General features: G+C 66.1%; 12 protein-coding genes. 5 read left to right on the forward strand and 7 right to left on the reverse strand.

Features of this window, described 5'->3' with window-relative positions; translation table 11 throughout:
• The coding region (locus V7Q39_RS11775) for a DMT family transporter (RefSeq protein ID WP_333816772.1) at positions 1–654 on the forward strand (654 nt) is incomplete at its 5' end.
• Positions 655–678: 24 nt separating this feature from the next.
• Here the strand turns inward: V7Q39_RS11775 and hisG are convergent.
• The 3 genes from hisG to hisS form a co-directional block, all read right to left on the reverse strand.
• A complete protein-coding gene (gene hisG / locus V7Q39_RS11780) occupies positions 679–1,377 on the reverse strand; it encodes an ATP phosphoribosyltransferase (RefSeq protein ID WP_333816773.1) in 699 nt (232 codons plus the stop codon).
• Entirely contained in the window at positions 1,374–2,471 is a 1,098-nt protein-coding gene (locus tag V7Q39_RS11785; protein ID WP_333816774.1) for an ATP phosphoribosyltransferase regulatory subunit, read from the reverse strand. The genes hisG and V7Q39_RS11785 overlap by 4 nt, the downstream gene beginning before the upstream one ends.
• A 184-nt stretch (positions 2,472–2,655) precedes the next feature.
• The gene (gene hisS, locus V7Q39_RS11790; protein WP_333816775.1) at positions 2,656–4,125 is read right to left on the reverse strand and encodes a histidine--tRNA ligase; all 1,470 of its coding nucleotides are present in this window, start codon (positions 4,123–4,125) and stop codon (positions 2,656–2,658) included.
• Between the two features lie 69 nt (positions 4,126–4,194).
• Here hisS and V7Q39_RS11795 point away from each other — a divergent pair, with 69 nt between their 5' ends.
• Entirely contained in the window at positions 4,195–4,395 is a 201-nt protein-coding gene (locus tag V7Q39_RS11795; protein ID WP_197642339.1) for a SlyX family protein, read from the forward strand.
• A 123-nt stretch (positions 4,396–4,518) separates the two neighbouring features.
• On the opposite strand, the gene V7Q39_RS11800 is transcribed toward V7Q39_RS11795, so the two are convergent.
• The 4 genes from V7Q39_RS11800 to V7Q39_RS11815 all read right to left on the reverse strand — a co-directional run bounded on the left by V7Q39_RS11800 (position 4,519) and on the right by V7Q39_RS11815 (position 11,760).
• Positions 4,519–6,372 carry an AIPR family protein gene (locus tag V7Q39_RS11800; RefSeq protein WP_333816776.1) on the reverse strand — a complete coding sequence of 618 codons (1,854 nt, stop codon included), beginning with the start codon at positions 6,370–6,372 and terminating at the stop codon, positions 4,519–4,521.
• Positions 6,373–6,679: 307 nt separating this feature from the next.
• Positions 6,680–7,504: a ParB/RepB/Spo0J family partition protein gene (locus V7Q39_RS11805; protein ID WP_333816777.1), complete on the reverse strand. Its 825-nt coding sequence runs from the start codon at positions 7,502–7,504 to the stop codon at positions 6,680–6,682.
• Positions 7,505–7,734: 230 nt separating this feature from the next.
• Positions 7,735–11,181: a DNA polymerase III subunit alpha gene (gene dnaE, locus V7Q39_RS11810; protein ID WP_333816778.1), complete on the reverse strand. Its 3,447-nt coding sequence runs from the start codon at positions 11,179–11,181 to the stop codon at positions 7,735–7,737.
• A gap of 39 nt (positions 11,182–11,220) precedes the next feature.
• Positions 11,221–11,760, reverse strand: coding sequence for a DUF2269 family protein (locus V7Q39_RS11815; RefSeq protein ID WP_333816779.1), 540 nt, complete (start codon positions 11,758–11,760; stop codon positions 11,221–11,223).
• Between the two features lie 297 nt (positions 11,761–12,057).
• Here V7Q39_RS11815 and xdhA point away from each other — a divergent pair, with 297 nt between their 5' ends.
• From xdhA to xdhC, 3 genes are all read left to right on the forward strand, one after another.
• Positions 12,058–13,431 carry a xanthine dehydrogenase small subunit gene (gene xdhA / locus V7Q39_RS11820; RefSeq protein WP_333816780.1) on the forward strand — a complete coding sequence of 458 codons (1,374 nt, stop codon included), beginning with the start codon at positions 12,058–12,060 and terminating at the stop codon, positions 13,429–13,431.
• On the forward strand, positions 13,428–15,848 hold the full coding sequence (gene xdhB, locus V7Q39_RS11825; protein WP_333816781.1) for a xanthine dehydrogenase molybdopterin binding subunit: 2,421 nt from the start codon (positions 13,428–13,430) through the stop codon (positions 15,846–15,848). The genes xdhA and xdhB overlap by 4 nt, the downstream gene beginning before the upstream one ends.
• Positions 15,841–16,781, forward strand: a 941-nt coding sequence (gene xdhC / locus V7Q39_RS11830) for a xanthine dehydrogenase accessory protein XdhC (protein ID WP_333816782.1), incomplete at its 3' end; no start/stop codon positions are given. The genes xdhB and xdhC, both read left to right, overlap by 8 nt.

Genomic DNA, 16,781 nt, shown 5'->3' on the forward strand with positions numbered 1-16,781 from the left:
GCCGTCACCGGCTTCCTGATCCAGGTCGCCTATTTCGGCCTCTGCTACATCGCCTTCAAATCCGGCGTCTCGGCGGGCGGCGTCGCGATCATCGTCTGCCTGCAACCGATCCTGGTCAGCCTGATCGCCCCCTGGATGGTTGGCGAAAGCGTCAGTTCCTCACGCTGGATCGGCCTCGCCCTCGGCCTGACCGGGGCCATCACCGTGATCCTCGCCCGCTCCGGCATCGCGCATGAGCCGCCCTTCGGGATCCTCTGCGCCGTCGGCGGGCTGATCGGCATGACCGCCGCCACGCTGTACGAAAAACGCTTCGGCGTCACCACGCACCCGGTGCCCGCCAACCTGATCCAGTATGCCGTCGGCGCCGTCTTCACCCTGCCGCTCGCACTTGCGGCCGAAGGGATGCAGGCCGACTGGACGCCCGAACTTTTCGCCGTGCTCGCCTATCTGGTGATCGGCAACTCGCTGGTGGCGATCACTCTCCTCCTCGCGATGATCCGCGCCGGAGAGGTCGCCCGCGTCTCGGCGCTCTTCTACCTGGTCCCGCCGCTCTCGGCCCTCTTCGCCTGGCCGCTTCTGGGCGAGGCGATGCCGCCCCTCGCTTGGGTCGGGATGGGACTGGCCGGGCTCGGCGTCACTCTGGCGCGAAGGTAGGGTGGGGTTCCACCCCACCACCCCTCAGAACGGCGCCGCGGAAACCCCCAGCCGCGCCGCAAGCGACCTGTAGGCCGCAAGGTCCGCCGCCGACCAGCCCGCCACCCGGCTGGCCCAGAGCACCGCCTCGCTGGAATGGATCAGACCGTCCGACAGGATGCGAAGGTGGTTCGCCCGCAGCGTCTCGCCCGACGAGGTGATGTCGGCGATCGCCTCCGCCGTTCCGTTCAGCACCGTGCCCTCGGTCGCGCCTTGGCTGTCGACCAGCTGGTAATCCGCAACCCCCTGCGCCTGCAGGAAGTCCCGCACCAGCCGGTGATACTTGGTCGCGATCCGCAGCCGGTGCCCATGCGCCTTGCGGAAGGCCGCCGCCGCCGCATCCAGGTCGTCGACGGTTTCCACGTCGATCCAGACGTTCGGCACCGCGATCACCAAGTCGGCCTGGCCGAAGCCCAGCCGCGCCACCTCGGCCACCTCTTCCGCGCCCAGCTGCTCGCGCACCAGATCCGATCCGGTAACGCCCAGATGGATGCGCCCCGCCGCCAGTTCGCGCGGGATCTCCCCGGCCGACAGCAGCACCGGCACCGCGCCCGCGACACCCTCGATCACCCCGGAATATTCCCGATCCGACCCCGCGCGCCGCATCACCACACCGCGCGATCCGAACCAGTCGAAGCAGTCCTGCATCAGCCGCCCCTTCGACGGCACCCCGATCCGGATCATGCCACCGCCCCCTTCAGCCGCGCGACGAGGCCGGGGCGGATCACCCCCCCCACCGCCGGGATGAAGGCGCCCGCGCCCAGAACCGCTGTCAGCGCGTCATAGCGTCCACCCGAGGCGACCGGGGGCATCCCGTCCTTCAGGAAGCTGAAGACGAAGCCGTCGTAATATTCCAGTGCCGTCCGCCCATGACTCGCCTCGAAGGCCAGGGTCGCGACATCCACGCCCTTCGCCGACAGCGCCTCCAGCCTTGCCCCGAACCGGTCCACCGCCGGGCCGATGGCGGGCAGCATCGGGGTGATGCCCCGAAGGTGGCTCAGCGCATGGGCAGCCGGGGCCTCAAGGCTCAGAAGATCATACAGCAGCGCCGCCTCGGTCGCACGGATCGGCGGGGTTTCGGCATCGGCAACCAGCGCCTCCGCCCGTGCCGCGATCTCCTCGGGCGAGCGCAGCCCGACGAAGGCCCCGGCCTCCTCGATCAGCTGAGCTGGCGTGCCCGCCTTCAACCGCTCCAGGAGGGCGACCCGCCCCGCCGGAACCGGGGCCCGCCCGGCGAAGCGATCCAGAAGCGCCTTGAACCGCACCGGCCGCCAGACATGGCGGAGCAGCGCCGCCTTCCGCCGCTCGGTCGTCTCCAGCCCGCGAACGGCCGCCATCAGGATACCGATATCGCCAGTCACGGGTCGCAGGTCCAGACCGCTCAGCAGGTCGCGGAACAGCGCGAAGACCTCGGCATCCGCGACCTCGGGTGCAGCGCGGTCGAAGACCTCATAGCCGACCTGAAGGTATTCGCTTGCCCGCCCCGACCCCCGCGCCTGCTTGCGGAACACCTCGCCCAGATACGCATAACGGGCGGGGTCCGCTCCATGCGCCATATGCGCCTGCACCACCGGCACGGTGAAGTCGGGCCGCAGCATCATTTCACCCCGGACCGGATCGTCCGTCACATAGGCCCGCGCCCTTATGTCCTCGCCGTAAAGGTCCAGCAGCGTCCCCGCCGGTTGCAGGACGTCAGCCTCCACCGGCACGGCCCCCGCCTGCACGAAGGCAGCCAGCAGACGCTCGCCCTCAGCGCGGATCGCAGCCTTGGGGGTCATGCCGCAAACCTAGGGGCAGGCGCCCCACCCTCTCCCTCGCCACGACGGGGAGGCAAGCTTCCGGCGTCGGCCGCAGGTCCAGAAAGTCCGGCGTCACCGCCCGGCATCCCGCGCCCCACCCGGGCACCAGGCGCCTCCCCTCTCCCTTTGTGGGGGGGGGCTGGGAGGGGAGGGCCCGCCAGTTTCATTGCCCCAGCATCCGCTTCACCGCCGCCACCAGCTCCGCGCGCGGCACCTCGACCTGCGCAGGCCGGTCCTTCCACTCCTCCAGCGTCGCGCTCTCGGCGATCTTGGCGCCCAGGATCAGGTCCTTCAGGATCACCGTGCCCGCCGCCGCCTCGTTCCCGCCCTGGATCACCGCCACCGGCGAAGCCCGCTTGTCGGCATATTTGAGCTGGTTGCCGAAGTTCTTCGGGTTCCCCAGATAGACCTCGGCCCGGATACCCGCCTGCCGCAGCTCTCCCACCATCGCCATGTAATCGGCCATCCGGTCGCGATCCATCACCGTCACCACCACAGGACCCGCGGTACCCCCCGCGCTGCGCCCCTTGGCCCGGAGCGCGGCCAGCAGCCGGTCCACCCCGATGGAGACACCCGTGGCCGGCACATCCTGCCCGGTGAACCGCTTCACCAGCCCGTCGTATCGCCCGCCCCCGGCGACCGAGCCGAACTGCCGCTTGCGACCCTTCTCGTCCAGAATCTCGAAGGTCAGTTCCGCCTCGTAGACCGGCCCGGTATAATAGCCGAGACCCCGGACGACGCCGGGGTCTAGCACGATCCGGTCCGGCCCGTAGCCCTGCGCCTCCAGCAGCGCCGCGATGGCCTCCAGTTCATCGACCCCCTCGGCGCCGATGGCCGAGCCGCCGACCAGGTCCCGCAGCCGGGCCACCGTTTCGGCGCCTGTGTCGCGCTTGGCCGAGGTGAAGCCCATCACGACCTCCGCCTGCTCCGGCGACAGACCCGCGCCCTTGGTGAAATCGCCGCTCTCGTCCTTGCGGCCCTCGCCCAGCAGGGCCCGCACACCCTCCGGCCCTAGCCGGTCGATCTTGTCGATGGCGCGCAGGACGATGCCGCGTTCGGCCTCCTTGCCGTCTCCCGCCAGCCCCGCGACCTCCATCACCCCGTTCAGGACCTTGCGGTTGTTGACCTTCACCACATAGTCGCCCCTCGGGATGCCGGCCTCTTCCAGGCAGTCGGCCAGCATCGCGCAGATCTCGGCATCCGCCGCGACAGAGGCCGAGCCGACGGTATCCGCATCGCACTGGTAGAACTGCCGGAAGCGGCCCGGCCCCGGTTTCTCGTTCCGCCAGACCGGGCCCATCGCGTAGCGGCGGTAGGGGCTGGGGAGGTCGTTGCGGTACTGCGCCGCCACCCGCGCGAGGGGGGCGGTCAGGTCGTATCTCAGGGCCAGCCAATCAGCATCCTCGTCCTGCCAGGCGAAGACGCCCTCGTTGGGGCGGTCGACATCGGGGAGGAACTTGCCGAGGGCCTCGACCGTCTCGACCGCCGAGGTCTCCAGCGGGTCGAACCCGTAGCGGTGGTAGACCCCCGCGATGCGGTCGAGCATGGCTTTCCGTTCGGTGACCTCGGCCCCGAAATAATCCCGGAATCCCTTCGGGGTCTCGGCGCGGGGGCGGCGGGGTTTGTCGGCCATGGCGGGACCTTCGCTTTTGATCGGGGTCCGTGTATCCCGTGGGAAGCAGGCGGGCAAGCGGGGGGTGTGATGGACCGGGTCGAGGTGCTGGAGGAACGGGTGGCCCACCTGATGCGGGCGGTGGAGGAGCTGTCGGACGTGGTGGCCCGTCAGGCCGGGGAGATCGCGGGGCTGGAGCGGCGGGTCCGGCTTCTGATGGAGCGGGCTGCGGAGGAGGAGGCCTTGCGGGGGGAGGCCCCCGAGGCGAACGTCCGCCCGCCGCACTGGTGAGGGCTGCCCACGCGTGGGCAGGTGGAGGCCGCAAAGGATTCCAAGGGGTTAGCTGTGGGCGTTAGGGGTTTGTTAAGGGACTTCTTAGCAGCTTCTGTGCTTCACAGTTTACTGTAAGGTGGGTCATGGCGTCTTACCCCCCAGATGCGAGAGAGATCGAGTTGAGACGAACTCGCGAACATCACGTTCAAAGTCGCGGCTTACCATCCACTTCTCAATTGCAAACGCCTCTGTGCTCTTTCCACCCCGGGTAAACACACGGTCAAAGTACTTTGGTCTATGTATAGCAATGAGCTCTCGAAGCTCCTCCCATAGTCCAAGAGTCGTTTGGCAGCGCCGAATAAAGCTGGGCTCCTCCTTCGTCATCTCAACAAACATATAGCATTGGGTGAGTACTTCCCTGTATCGCTTTGACGAGTTTGGGTTGCTCGGCGCAAGCCAATTAAAGAACTTGAACGCTTGATAGAACTTATCCATGCTGGTCTCATCAGTTAAGCTATCAAGGTTTACTGCTTCATTCTGGAAGATTTTCCTCTGCCTTGCTGCGGTGAGCTGACCAATGGCAGCGAGCGAGAGACGGAGAAATAGGTTCCTCTCAAGTACGTCCTTTGCAGATATGTATCCCGCAGCAACGCCGTCGCTAAATTCTCCTCGCTTGCGTTCATAGAATATTCCGTACTTCTCAAACAAAATCCCTTGCAGTCGCAGATACTTTGGATCGTTTGATATTCTATCAGCACCAATTATTGGCGTTTGCCGATTAGTTGCTTCAGATATCTCTCGTATCAGCCGACTACGCTCGGTGGAGGAGTCCTTGTCTGCTGACTTCGGCGTCAGTGTAATGATCTTAGCCAGAACCTCCTTGCCGCGAAATATCTCATCCGCCTGGTCAGGGTTCTCCTGCATAATTCTGCCTAGGGTATATGCTGTTTGGCCACCATTGATAATCTGAGGGTTAAGAACTCGCAACTGTGCTTTGTTGTGCTGCCCTACCCTTTCATTAATATTGGTTTCATCCGAAAGGATCATTAGCCCGTTGTTTAAAAGTGCGAACTCGTTGCTGTCCGATCGCATAATAGTACTGCGGATAGATCGATTTACCTGCTGACCTTCGAGTTCGAGATAGCTGCGAGGATTGTGCTCAAGAAGCGTGTTCCTGTACTTCTCAATTATCTTGGCAATTTCAATTGTTGGGAGAAATAGAACGGTTATCTCACATTCGAACTCTGTGGTCGACACCGAATAGCTTGTACGCGCGCCTGCACTTTTGTTTTCCATATCAATATTAATTACGATGTCACTCGCACGAAAATAAGTACCTGAAACAACTGGAAAAAGAAGGTCACGGTAAGTCTTCTGGTAGTCAAAAACGGTCGCACTATATCCGCCTGTGAGGCGCCTAACTTGGGGCGCAGGTAGCTCGCAGTTTGCAATAATGGCGACTCTGTAGCTATATCTCGCTGCATCAGGAAGTTGGGCGATTGAACGGATTAGGCCCTTGATCTTTCCATTGTAGGCAACGCCTGCCTCATTTGTCTCATTTCCTGCAGTTATGCGATCCACGTCCATGGATAGGATTTCTTCAGGGTCAATCTTTTTCTGCGTGAAGTTCTCAGCCGTTCTCCGAAACTTTGATTGAATTAAATGGATCTGCCTCGTATCGCGGTCAATGTAATAGCCATCGATTCCGCCGTCATAGGATCCATCAGTCACAAATTGCTCTCGGTCTGCAAAGCTTGACAGGCCGAACATCACCTTCAAGTATAGATGTATGTAAGCGCGAGCGCGTGCCTGCTCGACATCTTCTTCAATCTCTGAATTGACGGCATATAAGCTCTCCCACTTTGTGCCAGCCGCCTCAGATCGAATGCCATCCAATATGCGAACCAAAATTTGATACTTGCTCACAGTTCCCCGCCTCTCGCGTGCCAGCAAATAGATATTCGTTTGGCAGCCATTTATCATCGTGCGTTCCAAAGATGTCAAAGACAGATTTTTTGCAAGGGATGAACTCAGTTTAGCCCATGCCACTCCTCTGCCTTGTCCCGTACGTCGTCGATCCGGCCGGGGATCTCGCTTGGAGACGCGCCCGCCCGAGGGAGGGTGCGGTGTTGGTTTGGAAGGTGTCATCCCCGCAAAGGCGGGGAACCAGTTTCTGGTGGTAAAGGCTGGGTCCCCGCTTTCGCGGGGATGACAGGGGTGTGGGGTGTTGGTGGGGGAAGAGTCGGGCTGAAGCCCGACCTACGGGTGGTGCGCTGTAGCGCACCCTACGGTAGGGTGGAGGTCAGGGTTTGTTGAACCACTCCTCCACCTTGTCCAGCACGTCGTCGATCAGGCCGGGGGACCTCGCCTGGGGGCCGGTGAAGCGGAGGAGCCAGCCGGTGGGGGTGGGCTCCCGCGTGATCGTCAGGCCCTGACGGAGTTTCAGCAGCCTGCGGGGGCGGCGGGTTGTGGGGGTCGTGGGCTCACGCGCGATATCCAGGAGGACGGGGCGGAGGGCGGACCATTGGGTCTCGGGTCCGCTGCCCGCGTGCGGGTGGAGGGTGGCGGTGAGGAGGTCCTCATGCCCGCCGGTGATCGCGGCTGCGAGGGTGTCGAATTGGCGGATGGTCAGGGTTTCGGGGGCGGTGAGGAGGGGGCCGAGCGCCTCGACCACGTTCGCATGGGCGCGGAGGCGCTGGCGGGAGGAGCGGGACGTGCTGGGGAAGAGGGTGGCGATGGCGGCGTCGGGGGTGTCGAAGTGGCCCTCGGTCACGGCGTTCAGGATGAGGGTCGCCTTCTCCCACGGGCTGACGGGGGCGCGGATTTCGTTCTCGGTCACCATGGCGGTGAGGGCCTGGGCGAGGGTTTGCGGCGTGCGGAGGAAGGCGGGGATCGTCTGGTGGCCGAGGGCGCGGGCAGCGGTGAGGCGGCGGAGGCCGGAGATGAGGCCGTATTTGTGGGGCTCGCGAGGGGTGGAGAGGGGCCAGACCTCGATGGGGGTGCGGAGGCCTTCGGTCGCGATGGAGTGCTGGAGTTGTTGGAGAGCCTGCGGCTCGAGGGCGGTGCGGTCGCGGAGGAGGGCGTGGGGGTCGATCTCGGTCAGGGGGAGGTGGTGGAGGGGGTCCATGGGCGTTCTCCTTTGGCGGGAGGGAACGCCGTGTTCGGTTAGTGTCGGGTTTGTGGGGCGTTCGGCGGCCCCCCACCCCCGGCCCCTCCCCACGGAGGGGGAGGGGAGGTGCCTGGTGGCTGGCGGCGGGCGTGAGGGGGGCGTGCGGGGGAGTCGGGGCAGGCCCCGACCTACGGGGCGGGGGGAGTCGGGCTGAAGCCCGACCTACGGGGTGGGAGCGCGGGGTGGCGTCAGATTTCCTCGACCGCCAGCACGCCGTGGGTGGCCTTGATCGCGCCCTTGATCTGCGGGGTCACGGGGTATTGGCCGGGGAGGTCGATGTCGATCTCGCGGCCCTCGGCGTCGGTGACGCAGAGGGTGATGGCGGCGCGGGTGCGGGCCTCGACCCTGGCGAGGAGGGCGGCGAGGGATTGCGCCGCCTCGGGGCGGGCGAGGTGGATGCGGAGGTCCGGCGCCCCGGCGCTGGCGGTGGCGGCGTCGATGGGGGTGATGGCCTGCGCAAGGAGCTTGAGGCTGTCGCCCTCCAGCTCGGCCTTGACGGTGAGGACGACGTTGGACCCGGCGTCGAGATGGTCGCGGGAGGCCTCCAGCACCTCGGAGAAGCAGGTGACTTCGTAAAGGCCGGTCGGGTCGGAGAGCTGGACGAAGGCGAAGCGGTTGCCGCGGGCGGATTTGCGTTCCTGGCGGGAAGAGACGGAGCCTGCGAGTTTCGCGATGAGGGGGCCGCGTTCGGCGAGTTGGGTGACTTCGGCGAGGGTCTTCACGTCCTTGCGCTTGAGGGCGGACATGTAGTCGTCGAGCGGATGGCCGGAGAGGTAGAAGCCGATGGCCTGATGTTCCTGCGACAGGCGCTCGACCGGGAGCCAGTCGTCGCGGAAGGGGAGGCGGGGTTCGGGAATGTCGGCCCCGGCGGTGCCGAAGAGCGAGACCTGTGACGAGGCGGCGGCCTCGTGGATGGCGGCGGAGAAGGCGGTGAGGGCGTCGAGCGCTTCGAAGACGCGGGCGCGGTTGGGGTCGAGGGCGTCGAAGGCCCCGGCGCGGGCGAGCATTTCGAGGGGGCGCTTGCCGATGCGTTTCAGGTCCACGCGGCGGGCGAAGTCGAAGAGGGTAACGAAGGGTTTGTCGGCCCGCGCCTCGGTGATCAGGCGCATGGCCTCGACGCCGACGTTCTTCAACGCGCCGAGGCCGTAGACCACGGCGCCGTCGCGGACGGTGAAGGTGGCGAGGCTGGCGTTGACGCAGGGGGCGATGGTGGTGAGGCCGAGCTTGTCGACCTCGCGCTTGTAGACGGCGAGCTTGTCGGTGAGGTGGATGTCGCAGTTCATCACCGCGGCCATGAATTCGGCGGGGTGGTTGGCCTTGAGATAGGCGGTCTGGTAGCTGACCACGGCATAGGCGGCGGCGTGGGACTTGTTGAATCCGTAGTTGGCGAATTTTTCGAGGAGGTCGAAGACTTCGCCCGCCTTCTTGGCGTCGATGTTGTGGGTGGCCTTGCAGCCCTGGATGAACTTCGGCCGTTCCTTGGCCATCTCTTCGGCGATCTTCTTGCCCATGGCGCGGCGCAGAAGGTCGGCGCCGCCGAGGGAATAGCCGCCCATGACCTGGGCGATCTGCATCACCTGTTCCTGGTAGACGATGATGCCCTGGGTCTCGGCAAGGATGTGGTCGATGGTGGGGTGGATGGATTCGAGATCGCGGAGGCCGTTCTTCACCTCGCAATAGGTCGGAATGTTCTCCATCGGGCCGGGGCGGTAGAGGGCCACGAGGGCAACGATGTCCTCGATGCATGTGGGCTTCATCCGGCGGAGCGCGTCCATCATGCCGGAGCTTTCCACCTGGAAGACGGCGACGGTTTTTGCGGAGGCGTAGAGATCGTAGCTGGGCTTGTCGTCCAATGGGATCAGGTTGATGTCGAATTCGATGCCGCGAAGCTTCAGGAGGTCCATCGCGTTCTGGATCACGGTCAGGGTCTTGAGGCCGAGGAAGTCGAACTTTACCAGCCCCGCCGCCTCGACCCATTTCATGTTGAACTGGGTCGCAGGCATGGTCGAGCGCGGGTCGCGGTAGAGCGGCACCAGCTGGTCCAGCGGGCGGTCGCCGATCACCACCCCGGCGGCGTGGGTGGAGGCATTGCGGTAGAGGCCCTCGATCTTGGCGGCGTAGTCGAGGAGGCGGCCGACGACCTCTTCCTTCGCGGCCTCGCGCAGGCGGGGTTCGTCGGTCAGCGCCTTGGTGATCGAGACCGGCTTCACCCCTTCGACCGGGATCATCTTCGAAAGCTTGTCGACATGGCCGTAGGACAGTTGCAGCACGCGGCCCACGTCGCGGACGGCAGCTTTGGACAGAAGCGCGCCGAAGGTGATGATCTGGGCGACCTTGTCGGCGCCATACTTGCCCTGGACGTAGGTGATCACCTCTTCCCGGCGGTCCATGCAGAAGTCGATGTCGAAGTCGGGCATCGAGACCCGTTCGGGGTTCAGGAAGCGCTCGAACAGCAGCGCATAGCGCAGCGGATCAAGGTCGGTGATCGTCAGCGCATAGGCGACCAGCGAGCCCGCGCCCGAGCCCCGGCCCGGACCGACGGGGATGCCGTGGTCCTTGGCCCATTTGATGAAATCGGCCACGATCAGGAAATAGCCGGGAAAGCCCATCTTCTCGATGATGCCGAGTTCGAAATCGAGGCGTTCCTGATACTCTTCGGGCGTGGCGGAATGCGGGATGACCTTGAGGCGGGCCTGCAGCCCCTCGTTCGCCTGCCGGCGCAGTTCCTGCACCTCGTCTTCGGCGAAGATCGGCAGGATCGGCTTGCGCTTCGACGCCGCATAGGCGCAGCGTTTCGCGATCTCGACAGTGTTTTCCAGGGCCTCGGGCAGGTCGGCGAAGAGGGCGACCATCTCGGCTTCGGATTTGAAATAGTGCTGCGGGGTCAGACGGCGGCGGGGCTGCTGCTGGTCGACATAGGCGCCCTCGGCGATGCAGATCAGCGCGTCATGCGCCTCATACATCTCGGTCTTGGGGAAATAGACGTCGTTGGTGGCGACGATGGGAAGCGCCAGTTCATAGGCGAGGTCGATGGCCCCGCGTTCGGCCAAGGCCTCGGTTTCCGGCAGCGCACCGCCGGGGCCGGGGTGGCGTTGCAGTTCGACATACAGGCGGCTGGGATAGATGGCCGCCAGCCGCTCCAGAAGGACGCGGGCCTTGGCCTGCTGGCCGGTGGCGTGGAAGCGGCCGAGGGGGCCTTCGGGGCCGCCGGTCAGGCAGATGAGCCCCTCGGCATTCTGGGCCAGCTCGTCCAGCGTCACCTGCGGCAGGTTGGCCGAGCCGGTCATCGCGCCGTCGATGTAAAGCCGCGTGTTGAGCCGCATCAGGTTCATGTAGCCCTGCTCGGTCTGGGCCAGAAGGACGATGGGCGCAGGCAGGCGGGGCTTTTCGCCCGGCTGGGCGGGGTCGTGCGCAATGGAGATCTGGCAGCCGAGGATGGGTTGCACCCCTGCCCCCATGGCGGTGACGGAGAACTCCAGCGCGGCGAACATGTTGTTGGTGTCGGTCACAGCGACGGCGGGCATTCCGCCCGCCTTGCAGAGATCGACCAGTTTCTTCACCGGCACCGCGCCTTCGAGGAGCGAATGTTCGGTATGGGTGCGGAGATGGATGAATCGAGGGTTCGCGCCGGGCATGGACAAGGGTTATCCGGCCCGGCGCGCGCTGTGAAGGCCTCAGGCCGCGGCGTGCGGCACGGGGCGCAGCGCGGCGAGGACGGCCAGCGCGATGACCGACCCGATGCCGCCGAAGACGGCAAGATCGCTCCAGCCGGGTTTCACCACCATCAGGAAGACGATGGCGAACTGGACGGCATAGTCGATCATCGCCAGCCTTTGGGTGCGGCGCAGGATCGGCAGGGCCGAGACGGCGCCCCAGGCGTCGGCGGTCTTGACCGCCCGTTCGCAGGCGGGGCCGAGGACGAAGCTGCCGAAGCCTGCGGTGAAGATCACCCCGGCCAGGCCCAGGACGGTGAAGGGCTGCCAGCCCCAGCCCGCGATGAAGAGGAGCGTCACGCCCGAGGCGAGGGTGAAGATGCTGGCGGGAATGAAGAGGCGCGGGGCCAGGAGGGTGGTGGCGCGGACCACGGCGACCTGCGTGTCGGCGCTGCAGCGACCGGCCAGGACGACGCCTGCGATGACGACGGTAAAACCACCGCCGACCCAGAGGACGGCGGCGAAGACATGGGCGAATTTGAGGAGGGTTGCGAAGTCCATGGGAAAATCCATTTGTATGTATGCTAATAGACTGCGGCGTATAGTCGCTGCCACCCGGGGCTGCGAGTAAGGGATGCCTTACCTTAACGTCACTCTGGAGAAAGCGATATCTCCGACGGGAAATTTCGGAAAATCCGGGTAACAGCTTCACCTTTCGGCGATGAGTTTGTTCTTGCCTTGAATCGGTTCGGCCTTCTTGATGGACTGACAACAAGGCAGGGGCGCGTGGCCCGCTTTACGCCGCATCGGGCGGACACGCAGAATGCCCTCACCGGGGAGACCGCGGCGGACAGACGGATGAATGTTGCGTTTCTGTTGAACGGAACGCCGGTTCGCATCGAGGGGGAAGCCCCGACGCGGACCCTGCTGGACTGGCTGCGCGGGCGCGGCCTGACCGGAACCAAGGAAGGCTGCAACGAAGGCGACTGCGGAGCCTGCACCGTGATGGTGACGGATGCCGCGGGCTCGCGCGCGCTGAACGCCTGTATCCTGTTCCTGCCCCAGCTGCACGGCAAGGCGGTGCGGACGGTCGAGGGGATCTCCGGGCCGAAGGGCGAGATGCATCCGGTGCAGGCGGCGATGGTGTCGCATCATGGCAGCCAGTGCGGCTTCTGCACGCCGGGCTTCGTCGTCAGCATGGCGGTGGCGCATCTGAACGGCGACCGCGCGCATGACGATGCGCTGGCGGGGAACCTGTGCCGCTGCACGGGCTATGCGCCGATCATCCGGGCGGCCGAGGCGGCTGCGGGAGAGGCGGTGCCGGAGTGGATGCAGGCGGACCGGACGGCGCTGGCCGGGTTTGCCGCGGGGGAGGCGGGGGCGTTCCGGCCCTCGGACTCCGATGAGTTGGCAGAGTGGTATCTTGCGAACCCCGACGCGGTGCTGGTCGCAGGGGCGACGGATGTGGGGCTTTGGGTGACGAAGCAGCTGCGCGAGTTGCGGCCGGTGGCCTTCCTGGGCGGGGTCGAGGACCTGAAGGGGATCGAAGTGCGGGGCGGGCAACTGCATGTCGGCGCCTGCGTCACGATCAACGACCTGCGCGCGGCTGTGGCGGAGCGGTTGCCCTCGCTGGGCGAGATGCTGCGGCGCTATGCGAGCGTGCAGGTGCGCAATGCGGCGACGATCGGGGGGAACATCGCCAACGGCTCGCCCATCGGCGACGGGCCGCCGGCGCTGATCGCTTTGGGCGCGACGCTGCATCTGCGGCGGGGGGACGAGATGCGGTCGATGCCGCTGGAGGACTTCTTCCTGGAGTATCGCAAGCAGGACCGGAAACCGGGGGAGTTCGTGGCCGGGGTGTCTTTCCCCGAGCGGGCAGAGGCGCTGCGCTGCTACAAGATTTCCAAGCGGTTCGACCAGGACATCTCGGCGGTCTGCGGGTGTTTCAACGTGACGGTCGAGGGGGGCGTGGTGCGGGCGGCGCGGATCGCCTTTGGCGGCATGGCGGGGGTGCCGAAGCGGGCGTCCCTGGCCGAGGCGGCGCTGGTCGGGCGCGAGTGGAGCGAGGCGGTGGTCGAGGCGGCGGCAGAAGCGATGGCGGGGGATTTCGCGCCGATGACCGACATGCGGGCCAGCGCAGGCTACCGGATGCTGACGGCGCAGAACCTGCTGCGGCGGTATTTCCATGACCTGAACGGGACGGCGGTGTCGGTGCTGGAGGTTTCGGCATGAGCATGGGCAAACCCCTGCCGCACGACGCGGCGCCGCTGCATGTGACCGGGCAGGCGCGGTATATCGACGATCTGTCCTTCCCGGCGAATGCGTTGCACTTGGCCTTCGGCCTGTCGACCGTCGCGCATGGCGAGATCACCGGGCTGGACCTGTCTGCGGTGCGAGCTGCCCCCGGCGTGGTGGCGGTGCTGTCGGCGGAAGATCTGCCGGACATGCCGGATTGCTCGCCTTCGATGCATGACGAGCCCCTGCTGGCGGTGGGGACGGTGCATTACGTCGGGCAGCCGGTGTTCCTGGTGTTGGCCGAAAGCCACCTCGCGGCGCGCAAGGCGGCGCGGCTGGGGAAGATTTCCTACCGGGAGTTGCCTGCCCTGCTGACCGTGGATGCGGCGCTGGCGGCGAACAGCCGGTTCGAGGACGGGCCGGTGATCTGGCAGAAGGGCGATGCGGCTGAGGCGATCTCGGCAGCGCCTCGGGTAGTGGAAGGATCGTTCGAGGTCGGCGGGCAGGAGCATTTCTATCTGGAAGGCCAGGTCGCCGCCGCCATCCCGCAGGAAGGTGGGGACATGGTGGTCCATTCCTCGACCCAGCACCCGACCGAGGTGCAGCACAAGGTGGCCCATGCGCTGCACCTGCCGATGTCCTCGGTCAGGGTGGAGGTCCGCCGGATGGGCGGCGGGTTCGGGGGCAAGGAAAGCCAGGGGAATGCGCTGGCGATTGCCTGTGCGGTGGCGGCGCGGTTGACCGGGCGCCCGGCACGGATGCGGTATGACCGGGATGACGACATGGTCATCACGGGGAAGCGGCATGACCTGCGGATTCTGTACCGCGCGGGGGTGGATGATCAGGGGCGGATTCTCGGGCTGGAGTTCACCCATCTTTTCCGCTGCGGCTGGTCGCAGGACCTGTCGTTGCCGGTGGCCGACCGGGCAATGCTGCACGCGGACAACTGCTATCACCTGCCGCATGTGCGCATCGAGAGCCACCGGCTGAAGACCAACACCTGCAGCGCCACCGCCTATCGCGGGTTCGGCGGGCCGCAGGGGATGGTGGGGATCGAGCGGGTGCTGGACCATGTGGCCTTTGCCGTGGGGCGGGAGCCGCTGGAGGTGCGCAAGGCCAACTTCTATCGCGGGATGGTAAGCGCGGATGCCTCCGGCGGGGATATTTCGGCCAGTATGAAAGCGCAGGGGAGTTCCAAGGGCGGGGAGGTCGACCTGACCTCGCGCGGGGCGGCGTCGCCGGTGGGGTCGCATGACCTGCCGACGGATGGCGCGGTGCAGACGACGCCTTATCACATGCCGGTGGAGGATTTCATCGGGCATGCGCTGGTGGCGGAGCTGGAGCGGACCAGCGACTATCGGGCGCGGAAAGCGGAGATTGCGGCGTGGAATGCGACAAGCCCGGTCCTGAAACGGGGGATCGCGCTGACGCCGGTGAAGTTCGGGATCAGCTTCACGTTGACATGGCTGAACCAGGCGGGGGCGCTGGTTCATGTGTATCAGGACGGAAGCATCGCGCTGAACCATGGCGGGACCGAGATGGGACAGGGGCTGTTCCAGAAGGTGGCGCAGGTGACGGCTTCGGTCTTCGGCCTTGACGTGGGCAAGGTGAAGATCACCGCGACGGATACCGGGAAAGTGCCGAATACCTCGGCGACGGCTGCCTCCTCGGGGTCGGACCTGAACGGGATGGCGGCGAAGGCGGCGGCGGAGACGATCAAGGCGCGGCTGGCGGAGTTCATTGCCGAGAAGCATCAGGCGGAGCCCTCTGCCGTGACCTTCGTCGACGGGACGGTAAGGGTCGCGGGCGAGGTCTATGAGTGGGATAAGGTGGTGGCCGGGGCCTATCAGGCGCGGGTCTCGCTGTCCTCGACCGGCTACTACGCCACGCCGAAGATCGTCTGGGACCGGCTGAAAGGCACCGGGCGGCCATTCTTCTATTTCGCCTATGGCGCGGCGGTGACGGAAGTGGTGATCGACCGGCTGACCGGCGAGAACCGCATCCTGCGGGTCGATATCGTGCACGACACCGGGACGTCGTTGAACCCGGCGCTGGATATCGGCCAGGTGGAAGGCGCCTATGTGCAGGGCGCGGGCTGGCTGACCACCGAGGAACTGGTCTGGGACGGCAAGGGGCGCCTGGCGACCCATGCGCCCAGCACCTACAAGATCCCGGCCTGTTCGGACCGGCCGCGCGATTTCCGCGTGGCTTTGTGGGGCAAGCCCAACCGCGAGGAATCTGTCGGCAAGTCGAAGGCCGTGGGCGAGCCGCCGTTCATGCTGGGCATCTCGGCGCTTTATGCGCTGTCGGATGCGGTGGCGGCCTGTGGCGACGGGTCGGTCTATCCGGCGCTGGACGCCCCGGCGACGGCGGAGCGGGTGCTGATGGCGGTGCGGAGGGTCGAGAGTGTTTGACCTTGCCGCCCTGTCCGCCGCGCTGGACGCCCATGGGCGCGTCGCGCGGGTGGTGATCGCCGCGCATGATGGCTCGTCCCCGCGCGAGGTGGGGGCGGCGATGCTGGTCTGGGAGACCGGCCAGTCGGGGACCATCGGCGGCGGGGCACTGGAGTTCGAGGCGGTGACGAAGGCGCGGGCGTTGCTGGCGGCGCGCGCGCCGGTCATGGTTGCGCCCCGCGTCGAGCGGGTCGCGCTTGGGCCGAACCTCGGCCAATGCTGCGGCGGGGCGGTGACGCTGTGGACCGAGGTCTTCGACGCGCTGCCGGAAGCGGTGGCGGGCGTCGTGGCGCGGGGGCCGGGGGTGATGCCCCTGGCGGTGAAGCGCGTCCTGGTGGCGGCGCGGGGGCAAGGGCTGCGGCCCGCGCCCGGTCTGGTGGCGGGCTGGCTGGTCGAGCCGGTGGCAGAAGCGGAGCGGCAGGTCTGGATCTGGGGGGCGGGGCATGTGGGCCGAGCGCTGGTGAACGTGCTGGCGCCCTTGCCGGGTATCGCGATCACCTGGGTGGACACCGGGCCGGAGCGCTTTCCCGAGACGATCCCGGAGGGGGTGACGCCAGTCTGGGCTGCGCATCCCGAGGCGCTGGCGGGTCATGTGCCGGTGGTGGCGGAGCATCTGATCGTCACCTATTCCCACGCGCTGGACCTGGAATTGTGCCACCGGCTTCTGGGCCGGGGGTTCCGCTGGCTGGGCCTGATCGGCTCGGCCACCAAATGGGCGCGGTTCCGGTCGCGCCTTGCGGCTCTGGGCCATTCCGGCCCGGCCATCAGCTGTATTACCTGCCCCATCGGGGACGTGAGCCTGGGCAAGCATCCGCAGGCCATCGCCATCGGTGTGGGAATGCAGCTATTGAAGAACAAACACAAATCCGAGACGGAGATCGCGGATGACAGGGA

It is taken from the genome of Tabrizicola sp., assembly GCF_036781545.1.
GTDB lineage: Bacteria > Pseudomonadota > Alphaproteobacteria > Rhodobacterales > Rhodobacteraceae > Tabrizicola.